The sequence below is a fragment of the Corynebacterium sp. c25Ua_89 genome (genome assembly GCF_047459735.1).
GTDB classification, from domain to species: Bacteria; Actinomycetota; Actinomycetes; order Mycobacteriales; family Mycobacteriaceae; genus Corynebacterium; species Corynebacterium simulans.
Genome location: NZ_JASBOD010000003.1, coordinates 303897 through 326973, shown reverse-complemented (window position 1 = coordinate 326973; position 23077 = coordinate 303897). Strand labels below are relative to the sequence as shown.

Below are 23077 nucleotides of genomic sequence, written 5' to 3'. Positions count from 1 at the left end.
CTGAAAGTCTTTCTACTTACGCTTACTTGATGAAAGTCCGGAGACGGCTCATATCGGGAAGAGCAAAGCTCGACAAGTTGTTCTGCGCGAACTGCGGGAGCAGTACAGCCAGGATGCCGAGAATGAGCATCACAACGCTCCACTTCTTCGCGTGGCTGGAGCCATTTGCTACGTCTTCTGGATCGAGGTCGCTGCTACCGCGGTCAGGAGCAACGATGACAGTGGTAGTGGTCTGCGGAACTTCGCTGCCATTATCAGATACGCGGCGGGTGGAAGTTACAGTGGTAGTTTCCGTTTCCTTAGCGGTCGAAGTAACCGTGGCCTTGCCCGGTTCTGGGGTAATGACGTTCGTGACAGTGACTACTGGCTCGTCGGCCGGCTCAGTATCGGTAACTGGTGCCAAAGTAACGGTAGAAGGCTCAGCCGTTACGGTCTCATCCTCGCCTGCAGGGGCAGTTTCAACAACTGTCTTCTGTGGCAGTGTTGTCGTGCGCGTGGAAGTCACAGTCGACGTCTCGGTGACATCATCAGCTTCAACCACAGTAGTTTCTTCGACTGGGTCCTTAACAACGGTTACCGGCTCTGGCGCAACCGTGGTAGTGATCTTCTTTCCCGGTACCTTTTCAATCTGAGTCTCCGTTGCGAACACCGTAGTGGTTGCCGGCTCACGAATGGCAGTTTCGGTAACCACGATTGGCTCGGAAGGCTCTACTTCTTCGGTGACGGTCTCTTCGACAGTCTTAACCTCTGTTGCCGTTTCCGTTGCAGTTACGACATTCGTCACAGTCTCAGTAACCGGTGTTTCTTCAGTCGGCTCCGGCTGCGGTTCTTCCGTCATTACTGCGCGTACAGCCGCTTCAGCATTGACGATGCCTGGGCCCATTTTGTACTCATTCTTACTGAAGTCCACTGCGGTAGTCTGCATCGCCTCTTGAATTTGCGCTAGGGTCAAGCTCGGGTTTGCCTCGAGCATGAGTGCAGCGATACCGGTAACCAATGGGGTTGCCATAGACGTACCGTCATATGGCTCGTAGTTCGGCTGACCGAGGCCCTTTTCGCCATCATTCAACGTTGACCAAATACCGCGATTTGGATCGTGCTTGGGCTTCAAATCCGAATAATCAATGTAGTTTTGGTCACCGCCTGGGGCAGCGATATCAACTTCGTCGCCGCGGTTCGAGTAGCTAGCTTTGCGGCCTTCTGGATTAGTAGCTGCAACGACCATAACACCTGCACAGGAAGCAGGTTCCTTCATGAAGGTACTTTGATTCTCATTACCAGCAGATACGATGATACGTGCACCTGCCTTGTTAGCGGCGTTAATACCGTCCTGGTAGGTCGGCGAGCAGACGCCTTCGCCGCCCAGGGACATGTTAATGAGGTCGGCTGGGTGCTCGTTCTTCGGCGCGCCTGGCACATCTGCGCCACCCGACCAAGCAATTGCATCGGCAATGTCGGAAGTCAGGCCACCGCACTTACCAAGCGCACGCGCGTGGTACATTTCGACATTTGCAGCTGTACCGGCTACGCCCTCATTGTTGTGAGTCGCGCCAATAATTCCTGCAACGTGGGTGCCGTGCCAAGTGGACTCACGGCCTTTCGAACGGGCTCCACATTCGCCAACCTCGTACCAGTCGCCCATATCATGCGCATCGTTGTCACGCCCCACCGTATCGCGAGAACGCTCGGCGTGGGAGATGAAATCATAGGAAGCACCCGGTAGTGTGTTCCGCTCAAGATCTGGGTGATCGGTAAGGCCCGTGTCGACAATCGCGACGGTCACACCCTTACCGGTGTAGCCGAGGTCCCAAGCGCCTTCAACGTTTGCACCATACAAGCCGATGCCCTTGGCCCAAGGGTTAGTCTCCGAAACTGGCTTGTCGTGCCACTGCTGCGGGTACTTCGGGTCCGTGGGAAGAGAAGCATCTGGGTATGCTACGCGGTCAACATCGACATAAGCCACGTTTTCGTCCGCTTGGACATCGGCAATGAATTGCTTCGCGGCTTCCTGATCGAGCACGTGATCCAATTGCACCACGGATGAGCCGTTATGCATCTGGCGATCTTCAACTGCTCGAGTGCCCTGGTTCAGCGCCGGCGCCGAGAAGACGCTTTGGCGAAGCTTTGCAGCCGCAGGGCGGGTCAAATCGTTACGAGTCTTGTTCTTGTAGGCGACAATAAATCGGTCAGCGCCTTCTTCAGGCACCGAAACAATAGGCTTGTCGACGTTCGCGGTCACCTCGGCCGCAAACTGGTCTTCAGGAATTCCCTGCTCTTCTTGCGCAGAAGCAGGCACTACCACGCTAAGGGATAGACATACAGAAGAAATCAAAGCCGTGAGAATCCGGCGCTTTCCTTGACTATTCAAGTTTCATCCTTTTAGAGATATTGAGAAAGGTAAGAAACGCCCAGTCGCCAAGAGATGTGGCACGTGAGACATATTTTCGACCTTTAGCTTATCTTTCTTTAAGGTTTCCCGAAACTTTTAACAATACTTCCAATCGCCTTCTAACACTACGCCTTAAAGGTTCACGGTTTTCCGACACTTATATCTAGCAGGCAATAGGTTTCATTATTTCATCGAATACCAGGTCAAACTATGTTTTTCACCCCCAACGGGCTTAACAAATAGAGGTTAGAGCACGAATGCCATAATCGCATTACAAAAAGTGATTTTAAACACAGGCATCCAGACTCCTATTAAGTAATTGACTTTTCACCCCCGTCTTCTCAAAACGCTTAAAACGACAAAGTCCCGAGTGCCATTTTCCACGCCTTTGACAGGTGGTTAATGACACTCGGGACTACCGAGGCGAATGCGACTTCTTAGAAGGTGAAGTCCTCATCCAACGGAACAGAGGCACCGGTGAACTCACCGAAGCCATCATCACCATAGATCGAATCGCCGTAAGTCGGAATCGAGTACGCAGCATTACGTGCAGCCTCGGTCGGCTTAACAGAGATATTGCGGTAACGCGAGATACCGGTACCAGCCGGGATAAGCTTACCGATAATTACGTTCTCCTTCAGACCAATGAGCTGATCGGAGCGCTTGTTGATAGCAGCATCGGTAAGCACGCGCGTGGTCTCCTGGAAGGAGGCCGCGGACAGCCAGGACTCGGTAGCCAGCGATGCCTTGGTGATACCCATGATCTCCGAGCGCAGCTGAGCTGGCTCACCGCCCTCGGCAACCTGAGCGGCATTGACCTGCTTAGCCTCAGAGAGATCAACCAGAACGCCCGGCAGGTAGTCGGTGGAACCAGAGTCAATAACGGTACCGCGACGCAGCATCTGCCGGATGATGATCTCGATGTGCTTATCGTGAATGGCAACACCCTGAGTACGGTAAACGGCCTGCACCTCGTCAATCAGGTGCTTCTCGACGCCGCGACGGCCGAGGACCTCGAGGACATCGTGCGGATCAGCCGCACCACGCATCAGGCGCTCGCCGGTGGTGACGTGATCACCGTCGCGTAGGGAACGCTCGATCATTGCATCCGGGTTGGACTCCATCGGGCGACGGACCTGTGCCAGACCCTGGCGCTTCGACAACTTCTCGTAAACAACATTGTCGGAACCGTCATCCGGAGTGATGGTCAAGGTCCAGAAGTTACCCTCATCGGACAGGGACACGGTGCCATCAACCGATGCGATCGGCGCACGGTTCTTCGGGTTACGTGCCTCAAACAGCTCCTGCACACGTGGCAGACCGCCGGTAATATCGCCACCGACACCACCCTGGTGGAACGTACGCATGGTCAGCTGGGTACCCGGCTCACCAATGGACTGTGCAGCCACGATGCCGACTGCCTCGCCGATGTCGACGAGCTGGCCGGAGGCCATGGACTTGCCGTAGCACTTCGCACAAACGCCGGCTGGGGTCTGGCAGGTAAGAACGGAGCGAACCTTGATCTCGGCGATGCCGGCAGCCAGGATCTTCTCGGTCAGTTCCTCGGTCAGGTCAGAGCCTGCCTCAGCGACGACGGTGCCATCTTCAGCCTTCACATCGGACGCGACAACGCGGCCGGATGCGGAAGTCTCCCACAGCTCGTGTTGAACCAGCTTGTCGCCGGCCCACTCGCCCAGCGGAACGCGGACGCCCTGGCGGGTGCCACAGTCCTCTTCGCGGACGATGACGTCCTGTGCCACGTCGACGAGACGACGCGTGAGGTAGCCGGAGTCCGCGGTACGCAGTGCGGTATCGGCCAGACCCTTACGGGAACCGTGCGAGTTGTTGAAGTACTCCAAGACCGACAGACCCTCTCGGAAGGAGGTCTTAATCGGACGGGTGATGTAGTCACCCTTGGAGTTCACGACCATGCCCTTCATACCGGCCAGGGTCCAGATCTGACGCATGTTACCCGCTGCACCAGACTTAACGATCATCGGAATCGGGTTGTCATCCGGGTAGAGATCTTCGACTGCCTTACCGACGGTGTCGGTAGCGTCCTTCCAAAGCTCAACCAGGCGGTCGTAACGCTCACGCTCGGTCAGCGCACCCTGCTCCCAGTACTTGCGCTCGATGCGCTGTGCTTCCTTCTCGTAAGACTCGAGAACCTCGGTCTTGTTCGGAAGGACCAGAACGTCGTCCATGGTAATGGTCACGCCAGAGCGGGTTGCCCAGTAGAAACCGGCATCCTTCATCTTGTCCAGAACCTGGGCAACGGTGATCATCGGGTACTTAGCAGCGAGGTCGTTAATGACGTCACCGAGCAGTACGGAGTTCTCGGCGCCGCCCTTACGGACCATGACGCCCTCGAGGTACGGGTAGTTCCACGGCAGCAAGTCGTTGAACATGATGCGGCCAAGGGTGGTCTGTGCCATCCAAGCCTGGCCCTTCTGCCAACCATCAGGGAACTGCTCAGCCTCGATCTCAGCCGGCGGACGCAGGTGGGAGATGCGGACCTTGATTGGTGCCTGCAGGCCCAGAACGCCGCGGTCGCGAGCCATGATGGCCTCAGCGTAGGAGGAGTAAACACCGGTTGCAGGGCCGTTTTCGGTCGCCTCGGTGTAGCGGCCCTCGCCGCCGATCTCGCCCTCTGCCTTGTCCATGGTCAGGTAGTAAAGACCGGTGACCATATCCAGACGCGGCATAGCCAGTGGCTTACCGGATGCCGGGGAGAGAATGTTGTTGGAAGCGAGCATGAGGACACGAGCCTCAGCCTGTGCCTCTGCGGACAGCGGCAGGTGAACTGCCATCTGGTCACCGTCGAAGTCAGCGTTGAACGCCTCACAAGCCAGCGGGTGCAGCTGAATTGCCTTACCCTCGACCAGCTTCGGCTCAAAGGCCTGGATACCCAGACGGTGCAGCGTAGGCGCACGGTTGAGCATAACCGGGTGCTCGGAAATAGCCTCTTCCAGAACGTCCCAAACCTCTGGGCGCTGGCGTTCAACCATGCGCTTTGCAGACTTGATGTTCTGTGCGTAGTCGTTTTCGACCAAGCGCTTCATTACGAATGGCTTGAACAGCTCGAGAGCCATCAGCTTCGGCAAACCGCATTCGTGGAGCTTCAGCTGCGGGCCGACGATAATAACGGAACGGCCGGAGTAGTCAACACGCTTACCCAGCAGGTTCTGACGGAAACGGCCCTGCTTGCCCTTGAGCAAGTCAGACAGAGACTTCAGCGGACGGTTGCCAGGTCCGGTGACCGGGCGGCCGCGACGGCCGTTGTCGAAGAGCGCGTCAACAGATTCCTGCAGCATGCGCTTCTCGTTGTTAACGATGATCTCAGGAGCGCCGAGATCGATCATGCGCTTCAGGCGGTTGTTGCGGTTGATAACGCGGCGGTACAGGTCGTTCAGGTCGGAGGTGGCAAAACGGCCACCGTCGAGCTGAACCATCGGGCGCAGCTCCGGCGGGATAACCGGGATCGCGTCCAGGACCATGCCTGCCGGGTCGTTACCGGAGCGCAGGAAGGCTGCTACGACCTTCAGACGCTTCAGCGCGCGCATCTTCTTCTGGCCCTTGCCATTGTTGATGACTTCGCGCAGCTCCTCGGCCTCGGCCTCGAGGTCGAAGTTGCGGATAAGGGTCTGGATAGCCTCAGCACCCATGCCGCCGGTGAAGTAATCCTCGTAGCGGTCAACGAGCTCTTCGTAGATGGTCTCGTCGATGATCATCTGCTTCGGAGCCAGCTTCAGGAAGGTGTTCCAGATTTCATCCAGGCGTGCGACCTCGCGCTCGCCACGCTCACGGATGTGCTGCATCTCCTTGTCAGCAGCGTTCTGGACCTTGCGGCGTGCGTCAGCCTTCGCACCAGCAGCCTCCAGCTCGGCCAGATCCTGCTCGAGTTTGGCAGCGCGCTCTGCGATCTCAGACTCGGTGTCTTCCTCGACGTCCTTCTTCTCCAGAAGCATCTCTGCTTCCAGGGTGGACTGGTCGTTGTGGCGAGCCTCTTCATCAACAGAGGTGATGATGTTGGCTGCGAAGTAGATGATGCGCTCCAGGTCCTTCGGAGCAAGGTCCAGAAGGTAACCCAGGCGGGAAGGAACGCCCTTGAAGTACCAGATGTGGGTTACCGGAGCAGCCAGCTCGATGTGGCCCATGCGCTCACGGCGAACCTTGGACTTGGTGACCTCGACGCCGCAGCGCTCACAGATGATGCCCTTGTAGCGAACACGCTTGTACTTACCGCAAGCGCACTCCCAGTCACGGGTCGGGCCGAAGATGCGCTCGCAGAACAGGCCGTCCTTTTCCGGCTTCAGGGTGCGGTAGTTGATGGTCTCAGGCTTTTTAACCTCGCCCTTGGACCAACGGCGAATGTCATCGGCAGTGGCCAGACCGATGCGGAGCTCGTCGAAGAGATTTACGTCAAACACGTAATGTCTCCCTTTCATCCCCACGCGAGTGTGGGGAACGTTGATGGCTTTAAAAAATTCTCAAATAGTGTGCCCTGCTGGTAGCTCGGGAGCTACCAGCTAGGACCGTAAGCTCTCACGCTTGAGCTCAAGCGTGCTATGCGATGTCGGCGTCAGCGCGCTCGTCGCGCGAAAGGTTAATACCCAGCGACGGGCTATCCATGTCGTCATCGTCAGAGCCAGACAGCTCCATCGGCGTGCCGTCGGTGGAGAGAACCTCCACGTTCAGACACAGCGACTGCAGCTCCTTGAGGAGGACCTTGAAGGACTCCGGGATACCTGGATCCGGGATGTTGTCGCCCTTCACGATTGCCTCGTAGACCTTCACACGGCCGACGACGTCGTCAGACTTGATGGTCAGCAGCTCCTGCAGGGTGTAGGCAGCGCCATAAGCCTGCATTGCCCACACCTCCATCTCGCCGAAGCGCTGGCCACCGAACTGCGCCTTACCACCCAGCGGCTGCTGGGTAATCATGGAGTAAGGGCCGGTGGAACGAGCGTGAATCTTTTCATCGACCAAGTGGTGAAGCTTGAGCATGTACATGTAGCCGACGGAAACCGGGTACTTGTACGGCTCGCCAGAACGGCCGTCGAAAAGCTGTGCCTTGCCGTGCTCGTCAACCATGACGTCACCGTCGCGGTTCGGGCGGGAGGAAGCCAGCAGACGGCCGATCTCCTCGTTGGAAGCACCGTCGAATACCGGGGTTGCGGTCAGGGAACCAGCCGGGACGTCGTAAAGCTCTTCCGGCAGGGTCTTGAGCAGCTCAGCGTTAGCTGGGTCATCAACGTCGACCTTCCAGCCGGCGTGGGCCAGCCAGCCGAGGTGGACCTCGAGGACCTGGCCGATGTTCATACGACGCGGAACACCGTGGGTGTTCAAGATGACGTCGACAGGCGTGCCGTCAGCCATGAATGGCATGTCCTCTGGCGGCAGGATCTTGCCCACGACACCCTTGTTGCCGTGACGGCCAGCGAGCTTATCGCCGTCCTGGATCTTGCGCTTCTGAGCGACGTAAACGCGGATCATCTCGTTGACGCCCGGCGCCAGATCGTCGTCGTCCTCGCGGGAGAAGCGCGCAACGCCGATAACTTTGCCGTTCTCACCGTGTGGAACCTTCATGGAGGTATCGCGAACCTCACGTGCCTTCTCACCGAAGATGGCGCGCAGCAAGCGCTCCTCCGGGGTCAGCTCGGTCTCACCCTTCGGGGTGACCTTACCGACGAGGATGTCGCCTGCGCGAACATCAGCACCAATGCGAACGATGCCTCGCTCATCCAGGTCGCGCAGAACATCGTCAGAGACGTTCGGGATCTCGCGGGTGATTTCCTCGGCACCCAGCTTGGTATCGCGAGCATCGATCTCGTGCTCCTCGATGTGGATGGAGGTCAGAACATCGTCCTCGACGATGCGCTGGTTCAGGATAATTGCATCCTCGTAGTTGTGGCCTTCCCAAGGCATGAAGGCAACCAACAGGTTGCGGCCCAGGGACATCTCGCCGTTGTGGGTGCCCGGGCCGTCAGCCAAAACCTGGCCGGCCTCTACGCGCTGGCCCAGCTCGACGAGCGGGGTCTGGTTGTAGTTAGTGCCCTGGTTGGTGCGCTCAAACTTGCGCAACATGTAGGTGTCACGCTGGCCCTCGTCATCCATGATGGTGATGAGATCCGCGGTGACGTTTTCTACAACGCCAGCCTTCGGGGTGATGATGAGGTCGCCGGCGTCGTATGCAGCGCGCTGCTCCATACCGGTACCAACGAAAGGTGCCTCGGAGCGCACCAGCGGCACTGCCTGGCGCTGCATGTTAGCGCCCATCAGTGCACGGTTAGCATCGTCGTGCTCCAAGAACGGAATCATGGCGGTTGCCACGGAAACCATCTGGCGAGGGGAAACGTCAACGTAGTCGACGCCGGAAGCGTCAGTAACTCCGATATCGCCGTCCTTCAGGCGGACCTCGATACGGGTGCCGACGATGGTGCCGTCAGCTTCCTTCTCGATTTCCGCCTGCGCAATTGCGTACTTATCTTCCTCATCAGCGGTGAGGTACTCGACCTCGTCGGTGACCTTGCCGTCGACAACCTTGCGGTACGGGGTCTCGATGAAGCCGAAAGCATTGACGCGAGCGTAGGAGGCCAGGGAGCCAATCAGACCAATGTTCGGGCCCTCCGGAGTCTCAATCGGGCACATACGGCCGTAGTGAGACGCGTGCACGTCTCGAACCTCAATGCCGGCGCGCTCGCGGGACAGACCGCCTGGGCCCAGCGCAGACAGACGGCGCTTGTGGGTCAGACCAGACAGGGAGTTGTTGTGGTCCATGAACTGGGATAGCTGCGAGGTACCGAAGAACTCGCGGATAGCAGCAGAAACCGGACGCACGTTGATAAGGGAGGTCGGAGTGATGGACTCCGCATCCTGAGTAGTCATGCGCTCGCGGACGACGCGCTCCATACGGGACAGGCCAACGCGGACCTGGTTCTGGATGAGCTCGCCGACGGTACGCAGACGACGGTTACCAAAGTGGTCAATGTCGTCAGTGTGGATGGCGATGGTCTCGCCGTTCGGAGCGGTCATCTCACGCTCGCCTACGTGCAGGCGTACCAGGTACTCGAGGGTGACAGCGATGTCTTCCTCGGTCAGGGTCATCAGACCATCGTGGTCACCGCCCAGACCCAGCTTGCGGTTGACCTTGTAACGGCCCACCTTTGCGAGGTCGTAGCGCTTTGCACGGAAGAAGGAGTTATCCAGCAGGGACTGCGCGAGCTCGCGGGTTGGCTGCTCGCCCGGACGCTGCTTGCGGTAGATCTCCAACAAAGCCTCGTCAGTGTTTGCCACACCATCGGACTCGAGGGTGGACATCATCAGCTCGGAGAAGCCGAAGCGCTCGCGGATCTGCTCCTCGGACCAACCAAGGGCCTTGAGCAGAACGGTTACTGGCTGGCGACGCTTACGGTCGATGCGGACGCCGACGGTATCGCGCTTGTCGACGTCGAATTCCAGCCATGCACCACGGGAAGGAATCACCTTCACGGAGTGCAGTGGACGCTCGGTGGACTTATCGATGGTCTGATCGAAGTAGACGCCCGGGGAGCGAACGAGCTGGGAAACGACGACACGCTCGGTACCGTTAACGATGAACGTACCCTTGTCCGTCATCATCGGGAAGTCGCCGATAAAGACGGTCTGAGACTTGATCTCCTGGGTGTCGTTGTTGATGAACTCTGCGGTCACGTACAGCGGCGCGGAGTAGTTGATGTCCTTTTCCTTGCACTCGTCGACGGTGTTTTTCACCGGCTCGAAGCGAGGCTCCGACAGGGACAGGGACATGTTGCCCGAGTAGTCCTGAATCGGAGACAGTTCCTCAAGGATGTCCTCGAGGCCGCTGGTGACGCGAGCCTCGGGACCGCGCTCAGCCTGCTCGCGCTCGCGCCACTCTGGCGAGCCGATCAGCCATGCGAAGGAATCGAGTTGTAGATCGAGGAGGCCCGGGACGGCGATAGGCTCGTTGATTTTCGCGAACGAGTATCGCTTCGGGGCTCCAGGGATATTGGCCACTGACTTGGTCTGGCGGGAGACTGCCAAGATGGGTCCTTCCAGCACCTCACGCGGATTGCCTCCCCGCCCTGGCCGACGAGGTGCAAAACCGCTGGTAAATTTAGCATTCGGTCTGCTGTGGATTATCTGGGTTCAGAATGCACAAAATCACCTTGTCAAGTCGGTTTTGCCATCACCTACTTGAAAGGCTAAATGTGCACCGAAGATCCAGATTCCAGCGCAACGATATAGCTTATAGGAAAATTCCCACCGTGTAAAGACGAAATCAGCATGTTACTTACGGCGGCGCTTTTGGAAGGCACCCAATGCCCCAGCCAAACCGATGAGAGTCAGCACCGCGCCTAGGCCCAAGACGGCCCAGCGAACCATGGTGGCAAAGGCGGGCTTTGGGAATTCCGCGGCTTGTGCGAGGAAGGCGGCACGGTCCTCGTCAGAGGTCTTGCCCTCGAACATGAATTGGGTTTCGCGGCCGGCACCACTGCGGTCGCCCCAATAGTCATCAATAGCCACGTCCATTCCTACCACCATGCCGGTTACCTGATCGACGTAGAAGTCGCGTGTCGCCTTGTGGAATAGGTACCCCTGCTCGGTCGAATCATCTTCATTGTGCAAGGTGGTAGTGGTCTGCCCTGGGTACAAGGTCGCAAGATTAGTCGGCTCAACTTCTTGATGGAAGCGATAGACGGTGCGCCCCTCGATTTCCATTTCCTCCTCGAAGACGGCATCGGCAGCCTTGCGCAGATAGGGGTCAAAGACTGGGTACGTAGTCTGCTCGGTTGCTGCCGGGAACTTTAACCACACACCATCGACGGTGACCTGCGCGGTAGGGCTGCCCAGGGTGTGGGTAAGGGAGGCGTCGCCAAGCGCGTCACCGCTCAGGCGGTCCATGGGGTAGCTCCACACGCGCGCCATGGAAAGATCCTCCACCTTGCCGCTATCGCCGCGCATGGCCGACTCACCGATGCGGAGCGTGGTCTGCTCTTTATCTGAAGGATCTTGAATGTCCATGTTGAGCTGATAAGTCATTGGCCCCTCGTAAGGACTCGTACCCTCCCCTGTCACTACCTGCGACTTGGCGGAATCGTCGTGCAGGGTCCAGGTGGTGTGCTGCAAATCCAAAGGCATGCGCGGTTCGAAGCTCAAGAACTTCGGCGCCGCGATACCTGCAGCCATTAGCGCAACGCCGAGGCCTAGAAGCAGGACAGAAAAGATTCGGGACTTGGGCAGCATGGTGGAATATTCTACAGGTCGCGGGCGCGGAGACTGGAATCTGCACGCGGGGCGGGACGGACAAACACCTCCAAAACGGGAACAACCCCGTCTCCCAGCGGGGAAACGGGGTTGTAAGCCAAGTAAAATTACTTGAGCTCGACAGAAGCACCAGCCTCTTCCAGCTTAGCCTTAGCAGCCTCAGCATCGTCCTTGGAAGCACCCTCGAGGATAGCCTTCGGTGCGCCCTCAACGAGCTCCTTAGCTTCCTTCAGGCCCAGGCCGGAGACGATCTCGCGGACAGCCTTGATGACGCCGATCTTCTTTGCGCCAGCGTCGGTCAGAACGACGTCGAACTCGTCCTTCTCTTCCTCAGCAGCGGCACCAGCAGCCGGTGCGCCTGCAGCTGCAACTGCAACCGGAGCAGCAGCCTCAACGTCGAAGACCTCTTCGAATTCCTTAACGAACTCGGAGAGCTCAATGAGGGTCATTTCCTTGAAAGCTTCAATGAGCTCGTCCTTGGTGAGCTTAGCCATGATGGCCATCCTTTCTTTTGGGCTGCCATGCAACCCAGATTGTGTTTGTGTTGATTTTTATGCGCCTTGATTGGCGACTTTAAGCCTCGGCAGACTTCTTGTCCTGCAGGGCCGCAGCGGTGCGGACCATCTTGGTAGCAGGAGCGTTGAATGCAGCCGCAGCCTTTGCCATAGAACCCTTCATAGCGCCGGCAAGCTTTGCGAGAGTGGTCTCGCGGTTGTCCAGCTCGGCGATGGCAGCAACCTGCTCTGCGGACAGAGCGTTGCCATCCATGTAGCCGCCCTTGACGACGAATGCCTTGTTGTCTTCAGCGAACTTCTTGATGACCTTAGCGGCATCCACTGCCTCGCCCTTGATGAACGCAATTGCGGTCGGGCCAGTCAGCTTATCGTCAAGACCTTCGATGCCAGCCTCGTTAGCGGCGATCTTGAAGAGGGTGTTCTTGGCGACGGAGTACTCAACGTCAAAGCCCAGGTTGTTACGCAGCACCTGGAGCTGTGCAACGGTCAGACCACGGTACTCGGTCAGCACGATGGACTCAGAGCCAGCGAGCTTCTCCTTCAGAGCCGCAAGGTCTGCGGTGTTCTTTGGGTTTGCCATGTTCTACTTCGCCTCCTTTCAAAACATCTCTGTGATTTTCCGTCGAGACATCTTCAATAAAAAATGCCCCGTGCAAGAGCACAGGGCGCGCAGCATAAGAGAATGCCGCGATTAATCGCAAAGTGTCTCCTGCGTGGGCCGTCCCCTAGGATGAGGAACCTTCGATCCGGACTCCCGGATGACCGACGGTCTTCGGTGAACTTTGACTCGACCTTTCAGGCCGTTCAAACTTCGCTAGGAACTATACAAGCCACGCTAGCCAACTCCAAATCGCGACTCTCGGGGCTTCCTTCTCCCTGTTTCACCCAACGAGAATTCTTAGTCCCTGAGCACCCCGCGCGGAACGATGACGGGGGCGTCGCTTCGCGGGTCATCCCAGATCTCGACGTTGATGCCATAGGCGGCTGCCAGCACTTCTTTCGTCAACGCCTGCTGGGGAGTTCCCTGCGCGATGACCTCGCCGTTGTTCATGACCACCATGGTGTCGGAGTACTGGCCGGCCAGCATGAGATCGTGCAGCACAACGACCACCGTTTTCCCGGCGTCGGCCTGTTTGCGCACGAGCTCCAAAACGCTCATGGCGTGGGCTGGGTCGAGGTAGGTTGTGGGTTCGTCGAGAAGCAGCACTGGCGTGTCCTGCGCCAGAGCAAGCGCCAGCCACACCCGTTGGCGTTGGCCACCCGAGAGCGCCGCGATATCACGGTCGATGAAGTCCGTAATGCCCGTCTCCACACAGGCCTGCGCGATGATGTCGCGGTCCTTCGCAGACAGTCCCCGACCGCGGCCCAGGTGCGGGTAGCGCCCGCGCGCTACAAGCTCGCCCACCCGCAGCCCGTCCGGCGCCGTCGGCTGCTGTGGAAGAAGCGCCACGTGGGTAGCTGCTTCTTTCGGGCTCATGCCATGTACGTCTAGCTCGCCGATGCGCACGCTTCCCCGCCGCGGGTGAAGAATTTTAGACAAGGTCTTCAACAGCGTGGATTTGCCGCAGCCATTAGGCCCAATGAGCGTGGTGATTTCACCCGGGTGGGCCACCAGGTCAACGCCGGACAGGATGTCGTCCCCGTCCTTATAGCCGGCATGGATACCGGTGGCCGTAATTTCTCTGTCTTTCACAAGCTTTTATCCTCTCCGCCGTGCGGCATTCCACACCAAGATGACCAGGGCACATCCTCCGATGATGGAGGAGACTGCACCCACTGGAGCGTCCATTGGCAACGCTCCAGCAATCACAGCGCACGCACTCAACAAGGCGGCGCCAGCAGCGCAAGAAACCAACGGCACCGGCGTGGGTGTTCGGGCAACAATGCGCCCCACATGCGGGGCCAGAAGCGCGATGAAACCAATGGGGCCGGCCACGGATACAGTCACCGCGCAGATTCCCGTAGCAGCGACCAGCAGGAACGCGCGTGTTCGCGTGATGTTAACTCCGAGGGAAAGGGCCGAGAGATCATCATGCGCAAGAAGTGGCAGCTCCCTGGCACACCACAGACCAAGCACCACGAAAGGAGTCAACCCCACGAGAAGAGGAGCAATGACCTCCATCCGCACGAAGCCCGTGGTTCCCGCCAGCCACAGCTGCGATTGCGCCGCGCGAAGGAGCTCGGCGGCGCGCAAAAGATACGCCACCAGCGCTTGAAACAGCAGCGAGAGCGCGATTCCGACGATAACGATGCGGTTGCTCGTGCCGATTCCCCCAAGCGTTACCAGCAGGATGGCTGCTAGCACGGCACCCAGCAACGCGAGCCCGGCCCGCCACCAGAACATGGAGAGCCCTTCGGCAAGCACAGGCCGGGAGAGCACCGTTCCGAGGACCACCATGACGGACGCACCACCAGTCACGCCAAGGATATCGGGAGAGGCCAGCGGATTGCGCGACATCGACTGCGTCCACGACCCCGCCAGTCCGAGCGCGGCACCCACGATGAGCGTCGCTAGCGCTACCGGCATGCGCAGGTCCCACACAACGCGAATTTCGCTGCGGCTTCCCCCGCCGTTGAGAATCTCCAGGACCTGCCCCGGACTCAAGGCCACAGGGCCCTGCCCTAGCATGAGGACATAGGAGCTTGCGGCGACCACAACAAAGAAGCAAGTCGCTGCCCATATCCATGTCCGGCGCTGCCGCTCTTGGGAACGCAGATGCTTGACGACGTCCCCCTTCTGCAACCCCCTCATAGCTCGTGCTCCCCACGGTGTACGGCCCAGATGAGAATTGGTGCGCCCACAAAGGCCAAGACGATGGACATCTCCAGCTCAGAGGGACCCGCGATGAGGCGGCCCAGAATATCCGCAACGAGTACGGAGCAGCCACCGAGTAAGGCGGCTGGCGCAACCATCGCGGTAACTTCTGGCCCCGTGAACCGGCGCAGCAGATGGGGGATGGCAAAACCAACGAAGGCAATGGGCCCCGTCGCCGCGGTAGCGCATCCTGCTAGCACAACGATGCTCAAGGCAGCGCCGCGCCGCGCCAGCGTGGGAGAACCACCTAGAGCAACCGAGGATTCCTCCCCCATGGCTAAAAGGTCGAGCGGGCGCGCCACTCGTGCGGCGATGATAAGCCCGATGAGCAACCCAACACCTGCAATGGCGACATCCTCTGGGCCGCGCCCAAACGTGGAGCCGATGGTCCACCGGCGCATGCTGTCGAGAACATCCGTGGAGTACAGGCCGATCAACATGGCGCTAGAGCTCAAGGCAGCAGCAACGCCTGCGCCGACCAAGACCAGCGTCAAAGGATCCTGAAACCTGCGGGACACACCCAGCACTAATGCCGTGGCCAAGCCAGCGCCGAGGAGGGCGAGCGCTGTCCGCATCCCGGTTGAGGTGGCGATCCCTAGTGTTGTCCCGAGGGCAACAAGGAACGAGGCTCCCGCAGTAATACCAATGAAGCCCGGATCGGCCAAGGGGTTCCTAGTCCAGGACTGAGCGATAACACCCGATACCGCGATGGCAGCTCCCGCGAAGTAGGCCACGAACGTGCGGGGGATGCGTAAATCCCACACGATATTCTCGATATCTGCCTCGCCCCCGTGGAGGAGGGCAGCGAACAGATCCGGAAACGGGATAGTCCTTGACCCCACTACCAGCGAGCACAGCAAAAGGAGGAGGGTCGACACAACTAGGGCCGTGGTGAGCAGTGCGCGGCTTCTTCCCCGCGAATCCAATGCGGCTGCTTCACCGCCGTGGCGCGCACCCGCAGCACCGTGGATAGCATCAGCCTTCCTCGGTAGTGCGAGCATTTAGAGCTTCTCTTCGAACTTGTCGACGGCCCACGGGATCGTCAGCGGGTTCGGAATGCTCATCGCATTGCCGGTGTCCGTGTCCAGGTAGCGAACGCGGCCATCCTTGACCACGTCAAGGCCTTGGAACGTGGAATCCTTCTTGATTTCATCGACCGCGCCGTTGTAGTCCAAGACGAACAGGTAGTCCACGTTGTTGAGCTGGGAGTAGTTTTCCGGGGCATAGTCCACGAAGAAGCTGGAACCATCACCCTGCAATTCCTGCGGAATCTCAAAGCCGAGGTTCTCAATGAACTGGCCGCGGCCGTCTTCTGCTGTGTAGAGGCCCAGCTTCCCCTCATAGGGCATGACGATGGCTGCTCGCTTGCCCTGCAGCTCTGGGTGGGAGTCTTTGAACTGCTCGAAGGCGTCCTCCGCCTGGTCAATGAGCTTCTCCCCCTCCTCTTCCTTGTCCACGGCTGAGGCGATGGTCTTGACTTGTTCCTCCCAGGGAATCTGCCAGTCTTCGAAACCTTCGGGCTTCACGGTCAGCGGGGCGATATCCTCGAGGGATTTTTTCGCTTCCTGGTCCACAGCTTGGTTCACGGCGATGATCTGTGTGGGATCCGAGGCAGTGACCTGCTCAAGTACCTCTGCCGTGAAACCGGAAGCGGTGTTATAGATCACCTCGGGCTGGGCATCTCCCAGAAGCTCCTTCGCCCATGGGCCAACGCCGGAGCCATCACCGTCGCCTTGCGCACCCCATGGTGCTACGGCAACCGGAGTGATTCCGAGTGCCAGCACGGTATCGGCATCACCCAGCCCTAGGCTGGCAACGCGCACCTCCTCAGCGCTGTCCGCACCCGTACTATCCTCACTACTTCCGCGCGAGCACCCTGTCAGAGCAATCGCTGCCGCTGAGACAATCGCGAGCACGCCTTTTGCGCGCCGGCTGATAGCAAGCATGAAAAACCTTTCCTTTAACGGGAACGAGCACGCAAGCATTCGCACCCCTAGCCTATTTTAGGCTAGCCTACCCTTTGCTTTATGATGGATTCAAATGTCTCTTTTACCTAGGAACAATTCCCTTGACGAATCACCGCTTATTGCCCGTTACCCTCACCGGGAACACCCGCCTCAAGCCGCGGCTGCACCGTTTAACTTTTCACTCGCCGGCTTTTAGTGACTACCCCCTAGCCGGGCCTGACGAGTATTTTGGGCTCCTCATGCCCCAAGACGGGCAGAAGTTCTCCCCTTTCCCAGTCGAAGATGCCAATGTTCGTGCTGCCGTCAACGGATTGCCCGACGGCATACGCCCAGCATTGCGCTGGTACACAATTCGCAAGCTCAACCAAGAAGCGTGCACCATCGATGTCGACGTTGTGACCCATGGCGATAATGGCCCGGGCTCACGCTGGATCCTCAATGCCCACCCCGGGGATACCGCCGGAATATATACCGGGCAAGTGCGGTGGCAAGCGCCTAAGAAGTCACAACTATTGCTCGCAGATGCCTCTGCCCTTCCGGCGCTATGGCACATCCTCGAGCACTACGAAGCCTTGTCACCGGAAACCTTGGGTGCAGTCGACGTCGTTGCCATGATCGCAGACGACGCTGAAGTTGAAGACGGCTTTGAGGAAACGTGGCGCGACAAGGTTCGCTCACTCGCCATGATCACCGCCCCGCACGAGGAACACAGCACGCGCGCTAGCCAGCTTCTTAGATCCCGATTCTCCGCGGATACAGCGCCGGATTCGGTGTGGGTGTCAGGCGAAGGAGACCTGGCCAAAGCAGTGCGCTCGATAGCCGTGCATGACTGGGGTGTACCGCGCGAAGACGTTATCTGGTCCGTGTACTGGATGAAAGGCAAGCCGCGGCCTTAATTCCTTCGCACGCATCTACGCTACATGGCAATCTCTCTGCCCGCTCACCGTGCATCCGTATGCTGGGATACCATGACCACCCTTGTTTGGTTTCGCGATGACCTGCGCCTTTGCGATAACCCCGCACTCACCTGGGCTGCTTCCCGGGGCGAGGTTGTTGCCTGCGTCCTCGACGAGCCTGCCTATCCAGGCTCGCGCCCGCTCGGAAGTGCGGCGGCGTGGTGGCGCGAGCGCTCCCTGGCACAGTTGCGCACCCGTCTCGCCGAGCATGACATTCCACTGTTGCGCCTAGACGCTGATGCCCGCACGGCCATTCCCCGCCTTGCCCACCAGATTGGCCCAGATGCGGTGCTCTGGAACCGCCGCTATCACGTGCGGGATGTCGACGCAGCAGTAAAAGAGTCCCTCACCTCGTCCGGCATCGCTACTCACTCCTTTGCCGGCCACCTCCTCGTTGAGCCCACCGCCATCAAGCCTTATAAAGGCTACACTCCCTTCGCCCGCGCAGCACGCCAGCACCTTGATGACCATCCTCTCGGAGATCCCGTGCCCACCCCTGCGCTTAGTGGCCCAGGCGCGCAGGCCTTTGCCGAGCTTTCCGAGCCCTTCCCCGATGAAGCCCCGCTCCCTTGGCAACAGCGTCTCGCAGACTACTGGGACCCCGGCGGAATCGACAGCTCCGGAAAGGACCCGCGCCCGCATCCCCTGCCGGAACTAGAAGCCTGGCACACGGGCGAGACCGGCATCCCGCTTGTCGACGCCGGAATGCGCGAGCTCTGGCATACCGGCTACATGCATAACCGCGTGCGCATGGTGGTGGGCTCCTTTTTGACGAAGAACCTCGGCATCCACTAGCGCCACGGCGAAGAGTGGTTCTGGGACACGCTTGTCGACGCCGATCCTGCCTCCAATCCCTTCAATTGGCAATGGGTCGCTGGCTGCGGCGATGACGCCTCGCCATTCTTCCGCATCTTTAACCCGCAGCTGCAAGCCAGCAAGTTCGATCCCGACGGCACCTACGTGCGCCAATGGGCACCACCGCTTAGCCCACCGCCCATCGTGGACCTCAAGCAGTCGCGGCAAGCCGCCTTGGACGCATACCAGGAAATCCGTTAGGCCTGCCGCGTGTTCTGACACGGTCGTGCAAGACAGGCCGGCGAGACAACCGGAAAACATCGAGGGCCCCGGCCTTACGGCCGGGGCCCTCGATGTCTCTCTATGCGCTTTGGATATCGCTGCGGGTTCTCAAGCCGCTGCGCCCTGCAAAGCTCAGGGTGTTCTCTCTATCTCTCATGCGCCTCTCTCAAACGCACAACATAAGTATGGGGCATGGAACTTGCGAGACAATGAATTCAACCTGCAAGTCCCCTGTGCGTTCCTGCCAGTTTCCTGAAATTTAGAAAACGGCAAGGTTACAACCGCCGAAATCGAGCGGAATAAGGGGTTAAAAGGCAAAAAGAATGCCCCAACCGCGACGCGGTCGGGGCGAACCATCAGCGGCGCTTAAAGCAAACCACTAACAGACGCAGAAATTACTCTGCGTAGTTCTTCTGAACAGAAGCGTCAACCGGGATGCCAGGACCGGAGGTCGTGGAGATGGTTACCTTCTTGACGTACAGGCCCTTAGCGGAGGACGGCTTCAGACGCAGGATCTCGTCGTAGAGAGCGCCGTAGTTCTCAGCCAGCTTCTCAGCGTCGAAGGAAGCCTTGCCCAGGATTGCGTGCAGGTTGGAAGCCTTGTCAACGCGGAAGGAAATCTTACCGCCCTTGACGTCGGAGATAGCCTTCGCAACGTCAGCGGTGACGGTGCCGGTCTTCGGGTTCGGCATCAGACCACGTGGGCCGAGGACACGTGCAACGCGGCCGACCTTAGCCATCTGGTCCGGGGTAGCGATTGCAACGTCGAAGTCGATGTTGCCCTCGTTGATAGCGGAGATCAGCTCGTCGGTGCCGACGATGTCAGCGCCTGCAGCCTTAGCTGCCTCAGCCTTCTCGCCCTCTGCGAAGACAGCTACGCGAACGTCCTTACCGGTGCCGTTAGGCAGGGAAACGGTGCCGCGAACCAGCTGGTCAGCCTTGCGTGGGTCAACGCCCAGGCGGAAAACGACGTCGACAGTAGCGTCGAAGTTCTTGGAGGAGGTCTCCTTAGCGAGCTTTGCAGCCTCGAGCGGAGAGTACTGACGGGACTTGTCGACGAGCTCAGCAGCCGCCTTGTAAGCCTTAGAGTTGGTGCTCATTTAAGCAATTCCTTTTCTTGGATTGGTGTGGTCTTGGCGGGCCGTAGCTGGCCCTACCACGAGCGACCACACGAGATGGCCGCTCACTTTTTGATGAAGTTGTTTACTTGGCTGGGATGCCGTCGACGGTGATGCCCATGGAACGAGCAGTACCGGCGATGATGCGAGCACCGTTCTCGATGTCGCGAGCGTTCAGATCCTCGAACTTAGTCTGTGCAATCTCCTTGCACTGATCCCAGGTCACGGAACCGACCTTGTCGGTGTGAGGAACGCCGGAGCCCTTCTTGATGCCAGCGGCCTTCAACAGCAGCTTCGCTGCCGGCGGGGTCTTCAGCTTGAAATCGAAGGAGCGATCCTCGTAGACGGTGATCTCAACAGGCACAACGTTGCCGCGCTGGGACTCAGTCGCAGCGTTGTAAGCCTTGCAGAACTCCATGATGTTGACGCCGTGGGCACCCAGTGCCGGACCAACCGGCGGAGCCGGGTTAGCAGCGCCAGCCTCAATCTGCAGCTTGATGAAGCCAGAAACCTTCTTCTTCGGAGCCATCGAATTACCTCTTTCCTGTGTTACCGGTGCGCTGCCACGATGAATAACAACGCCCCGTCCGGATGCTCACCTCAAGTGGGCCACCGGGGGAGAAACGTTTAGTTGTCTGTGCACGCAAAAAGGCGCACGGCATTTCATCTTAGAACACCGTGCGCCCTGCTACCAAATCGCGTAGCCTGCCATTTTCCCAGGCTACGCGCCAAGTGGGGTTAGGAGACGCGCTCGATTTCGGTCGGGGAAAGCTCGACTGGAGTCTCGCGGCCGAAGATGGAAACCAGACCCTGCATCTTACCGGTCTCTGGGTCGATCTCGGAGATGGTTGCGGAAACGGATGCCAGCGGGCCGGAGAGGATGGTAACTGCCTCGCCGACCTCGAAGTCGTGCGCGTAAGCCTTCGCAGCAGCCTTCTCCGGCATTGCGACGACCTGCTCGCCGTCTTGGTCGCCAGCGTTTTGCTTGGACTCCGGTGCAGCCTCGTTCGGCATGAGGAACTTGGCGACGTCGCGGATCTTGACCGGGGTCGCATTGCCCTCGTTGCCCACGAAGGAGGTCACGCCAGGGGTTTCGCGAACGACGGACCAGGCGGCGTCGTTGAGCTCCATGCGGACCAAGACGTAGCCCGGCAGCAGCTTGCGCTTGACGATCTTCTTCTTGCCGTCCTTGTTTTCCAGAATCTGCTCGACCGGAACGACAACCTCAAAGATGGAATCCTCAACTTCAAGAGTCTGGGCGCGCATGTCAAGGTTGGTCTTCACCTTGTTCTCGTAGCCGGAGTAGCACTGGATGATGTACCACTGGCCCGGCTGCTTTTTCAGCTCGCGGGTGAACTGGCGCAAACGACGGCGGTAGTCATCGTCCTCGGTTCCCTCAGCTTCAGCGGCGCTTGCAGCCTCTGCGTCTGCAGAATTAGACGCGTCCTCAGCGGCTTCTGCACCTTCTGCGGCAGGTGCGTCCGCGGACTCGGCCTCGCTGAACTGTGGCGCCTCCATGCCGGCTTCGGTGTAAGCCTCTTCGGTGGCGGACTCGGAATCAGCCACAGCTTCAGCTGCCTGGTCCTGTACGTTGCCGATGAGGGCCGCTTCGAGGGAGGTTTCTGGCGTTTCGACGTTGTTCTCGTCGCTCATGGTCTTTTACTCCATCCGTTCGCGCGCGAGCTTTAAAGAAGCAGGCGCTTCAAGAATTTTCTGCGCCCTAGCCTACCTACGTTGCGGCCCCTAAACGAACGCCGCCCCGTCAAGCCACTAGAGCAAAAAGTATCCCGCCGTTTCCCTCGCCTCGCGAGTGAAATCAGCGGGATAAAAGCTTGTATTAAAAGACTACTAAGGAGTCAGAATCTTCTCAACTCCCAGACCGGACAATGTGTCCACTCCCCAAACAAGGGCGGTCAGGACGATGAGGAAGGCGAAGGTAATTACGGTGTACTGAACCATTTCCTTTGTGGTTGGCCAGACGACCTTCTTCATTTCGGAAGCAACCTCGCCCGGGAAAGCGGCTACACCGCCGCCAACGGTTGCGTCATCTTTTTTGTCCTCTACGCGTACGACTCGCTTGTCGGTGTACACCTGAGAAGAGGTGGTAGCTGCACCGGAGAGCTGACGCTTACCGGTGGGGCGTGAAGCGCCTGACTTAATCGGCTGCTGTTCATCGCTCACAGCTGGATCCTCCTTGGAAAAGTTTTGGCAGGGGCGACAGGACTCGAACCTGCAACCTACGGTTTTGGAGACCGTTGCGCTACCAATTGCGCCACGCCCCTATGCATGTAACTGTCAAAGACAGCATGCACAACCCTACCAGAACTGCGATTCACTTCTAAACCGCCAGCCCTTGGGCCGGAGTCGGTAGTAAAAAAGCGCCCGCGTTGTGGGGCACTTTCTTTTCCCGGTAGCGATGGCGAGAATTGAACTCGCGACACAGCGATTATGAGTCGCTTGCTCTACCACTGAGCTACACCGCCATAACCATGTGCACTAGATGCAGACATGATTGGAGCCCCCTGACAGAATCGAACTGTCGACCTTTTCCTTACCATGGAAACGCTCTGCCGACTGAGCTAAGGGGGCACAGCCTCGTTGAGTAACGAACTTCTTGTTCGCTGTGCTCTCGTTGAAGCCTTGAAAAGATTAACCCGATTTAGTCTAATTACACAAATCGCCAGTTCACTCTACGTTTTTGAACTCTTTTAGACGCACGTTTTCGCGCACTTTTGGCCCAAGGAGCGGAGTGAGGCAAGCTTGAAGACCACGACCGCTAGATTCTGCCCACTACGCGAAAACGAAGAAACCCCGCGGTCGAAACCACGGGGTTTAGATTGTGCCAGGTAGAAGATTCGAACTTCTGAAGGCAATGCCGGCGGATTTACAGTCCGCTCCCTTTGGCCGCTCGGGCAACCTGGCTTGCACTCGAGGTGCGATTAGGTACTTTACTACGAAGTGCCCACCGCCATG

The 23077-nt window shown here is 58.7% G+C and carries 15 protein-coding genes, 4 tRNA genes and 1 pseudogene; 2 read left to right on the top strand and 18 right to left on the bottom strand.

Annotated elements, in window-relative coordinates:
* Nucleotides 1–22 precede the first annotated feature (22 nt).
* From QKB66_RS06925 to QKB66_RS06880, 10 genes are all read right to left on the bottom strand, one after another.
* A complete protein-coding gene (locus tag QKB66_RS06925; protein WP_414252970.1) occupies nucleotides 23–2368 on the bottom strand; it encodes a S8 family serine peptidase in 2346 nt (781 codons plus the stop codon).
* Between the two features lie 458 nt (nucleotides 2369–2826).
* Nucleotides 2827–6819 (bottom strand): DNA-directed RNA polymerase subunit beta', encoded by a 3993-nt coding sequence (locus QKB66_RS06920; RefSeq protein WP_414252969.1) that lies wholly within the window; start codon nucleotides 6817–6819, stop codon nucleotides 2827–2829.
* A gap of 136 nt (nucleotides 6820–6955) precedes the next feature.
* The gene (locus QKB66_RS06915; protein ID WP_070456866.1) at nucleotides 6956–10450 is read right to left on the bottom strand and encodes a DNA-directed RNA polymerase subunit beta; all 3495 of its coding nucleotides are present in this window, start codon (nucleotides 10448–10450) and stop codon (nucleotides 6956–6958) included.
* A gap of 228 nt (nucleotides 10451–10678) precedes the next feature.
* Nucleotides 10679–11635 (bottom strand): DUF3068 domain-containing protein, encoded by a 957-nt coding sequence (locus QKB66_RS06910; RefSeq protein WP_311517814.1) that lies wholly within the window; start codon nucleotides 11633–11635, stop codon nucleotides 10679–10681.
* 128 nt (nucleotides 11636–11763) lie between these two features.
* Nucleotides 11764–12150, bottom strand: coding sequence for a 50S ribosomal protein L7/L12 (rplL, locus tag QKB66_RS06905; protein WP_070432568.1), 387 nt, complete (start codon nucleotides 12148–12150; stop codon nucleotides 11764–11766).
* Between the two features lie 79 nt (nucleotides 12151–12229).
* Nucleotides 12230–12751: a 50S ribosomal protein L10 gene (gene rplJ, locus QKB66_RS06900; protein ID WP_414252968.1), complete on the bottom strand. Its 522-nt coding sequence runs from the start codon at nucleotides 12749–12751 to the stop codon at nucleotides 12230–12232.
* Between the two features lie 318 nt (nucleotides 12752–13069).
* The gene (locus QKB66_RS06895) at nucleotides 13070–13864 is read right to left on the bottom strand and encodes an ABC transporter ATP-binding protein (RefSeq protein WP_248093709.1); all 795 of its coding nucleotides are present in this window, start codon (nucleotides 13862–13864) and stop codon (nucleotides 13070–13072) included.
* A gap of 6 nt (nucleotides 13865–13870) precedes the next feature.
* Complete coding sequence (locus QKB66_RS06890) at nucleotides 13871–14923, bottom strand: FecCD family ABC transporter permease (protein WP_248093706.1); 1053 nt, start codon at nucleotides 14921–14923, stop codon at nucleotides 13871–13873.
* A complete protein-coding gene (locus QKB66_RS06885) occupies nucleotides 14920–15987 on the bottom strand; it encodes a FecCD family ABC transporter permease (protein WP_414252967.1) in 1068 nt (355 codons plus the stop codon). The genes QKB66_RS06890 and QKB66_RS06885 overlap by 4 nt, the downstream gene beginning before the upstream one ends.
* Nucleotides 15988–16932, bottom strand: a complete 945-nt coding sequence (locus QKB66_RS06880; protein ID WP_311517817.1) for an ABC transporter substrate-binding protein — start codon at nucleotides 16930–16932, stop codon at nucleotides 15988–15990.
* Between the two features lie 74 nt (nucleotides 16933–17006).
* Between QKB66_RS06880 and QKB66_RS06875 the strand changes: the two genes are divergently transcribed.
* On the top strand, nucleotides 17007–17849 hold the full coding sequence (locus QKB66_RS06875) for a siderophore-interacting protein (RefSeq protein ID WP_345791639.1): 843 nt from the start codon (nucleotides 17007–17009) through the stop codon (nucleotides 17847–17849).
* Nucleotides 17850–17873: 24 nt separating this feature from the next.
* Nucleotides 17874–18965, top strand: a pseudogene (locus QKB66_RS06870) (cryptochrome/photolyase family protein).
* A gap of 416 nt (nucleotides 18966–19381) precedes the next feature.
* On the opposite strand, the gene rplA reads toward QKB66_RS06870, so the two are convergent.
* The 8 genes from rplA to QKB66_RS06830 all read right to left on the bottom strand — a co-directional run bounded on the left by rplA (nucleotide 19382) and on the right by QKB66_RS06830 (nucleotide 23026).
* Nucleotides 19382–20086, bottom strand: a complete 705-nt coding sequence (rplA, locus tag QKB66_RS06865) for a 50S ribosomal protein L1 (protein WP_070732057.1) — start codon at nucleotides 20084–20086, stop codon at nucleotides 19382–19384.
* 103 nt (nucleotides 20087–20189) lie between these two features.
* Nucleotides 20190–20633, bottom strand: coding sequence for a 50S ribosomal protein L11 (rplK, locus tag QKB66_RS06860; RefSeq protein WP_061920442.1), 444 nt, complete (start codon nucleotides 20631–20633; stop codon nucleotides 20190–20192).
* 209 nt (nucleotides 20634–20842) lie between these two features.
* Complete coding sequence (gene nusG / locus QKB66_RS06855) at nucleotides 20843–21757, bottom strand: transcription termination/antitermination protein NusG (protein ID WP_248093691.1); 915 nt, start codon at nucleotides 21755–21757, stop codon at nucleotides 20843–20845.
* A 195-nt stretch (nucleotides 21758–21952) separates the two neighbouring features.
* On the bottom strand, nucleotides 21953–22285 hold the full coding sequence (gene secE / locus QKB66_RS06850) for a preprotein translocase subunit SecE (RefSeq protein ID WP_414252966.1): 333 nt from the start codon (nucleotides 22283–22285) through the stop codon (nucleotides 21953–21955).
* A gap of 25 nt (nucleotides 22286–22310) precedes the next feature.
* Nucleotides 22311–22386, bottom strand: a tRNA-Trp gene (locus tag QKB66_RS06845).
* A 129-nt stretch (nucleotides 22387–22515) separates the two neighbouring features.
* Nucleotides 22516–22587, bottom strand: a tRNA-Met gene (locus tag QKB66_RS06840).
* 30 nt (nucleotides 22588–22617) lie between these two features.
* Nucleotides 22618–22693 (bottom strand) — tRNA-Thr (locus tag QKB66_RS06835).
* Between the two features lie 251 nt (nucleotides 22694–22944).
* Nucleotides 22945–23026, bottom strand: a tRNA-Tyr gene (locus QKB66_RS06830).
* Between the last annotated feature and the right edge of the window lie 51 nt (nucleotides 23027–23077).

Bases quoted from the DNA above. Each gene is read 5' to 3' on its own strand.
- rplL (WP_070432568.1), bottom strand. From the start codon at position 12,150: ATGGCTAAGCTCACCAAGGACGAGCTCATTGAAGCTTTCAAGGAAATG.
- QKB66_RS06885 (WP_414252967.1), bottom strand. From the start codon at position 15,987: ATGCTCGCACTACCGAGGAAGGCTGATGCTATCCACGGTGCTGCGGGT.
- rplJ (WP_414252968.1), bottom strand. From the start codon at position 12,751: ATGGCAAACCCAAAGAACACCGCAGACCTTGCGGCTCTGAAGGAGAAG.
- QKB66_RS06910 (WP_311517814.1), bottom strand. From the start codon at position 11,635: ATGCTGCCCAAGTCCCGAATCTTTTCTGTCCTGCTTCTAGGCCTCGGC.
- QKB66_RS06890 (WP_248093706.1), bottom strand. From the start codon at position 14,923: ATGAGGGGGTTGCAGAAGGGGGACGTCGTCAAGCATCTGCGTTCCCAA.
- rplA (WP_070732057.1), bottom strand. From the start codon at position 20,086: ATGAGCACCAACTCTAAGGCTTACAAGGCGGCTGCTGAGCTCGTCGAC.
- nusG (WP_248093691.1), bottom strand. From the start codon at position 21,757: ATGAGCGACGAGAACAACGTCGAAACGCCAGAAACCTCCCTCGAAGCG.
- QKB66_RS06880 (WP_311517817.1), bottom strand. From the start codon at position 16,932: ATGCTTGCTATCAGCCGGCGCGCAAAAGGCGTGCTCGCGATTGTCTCA.
- rplK (WP_061920442.1), bottom strand. From the start codon at position 20,633: ATGGCTCCGAAGAAGAAGGTTTCTGGCTTCATCAAGCTGCAGATTGAG.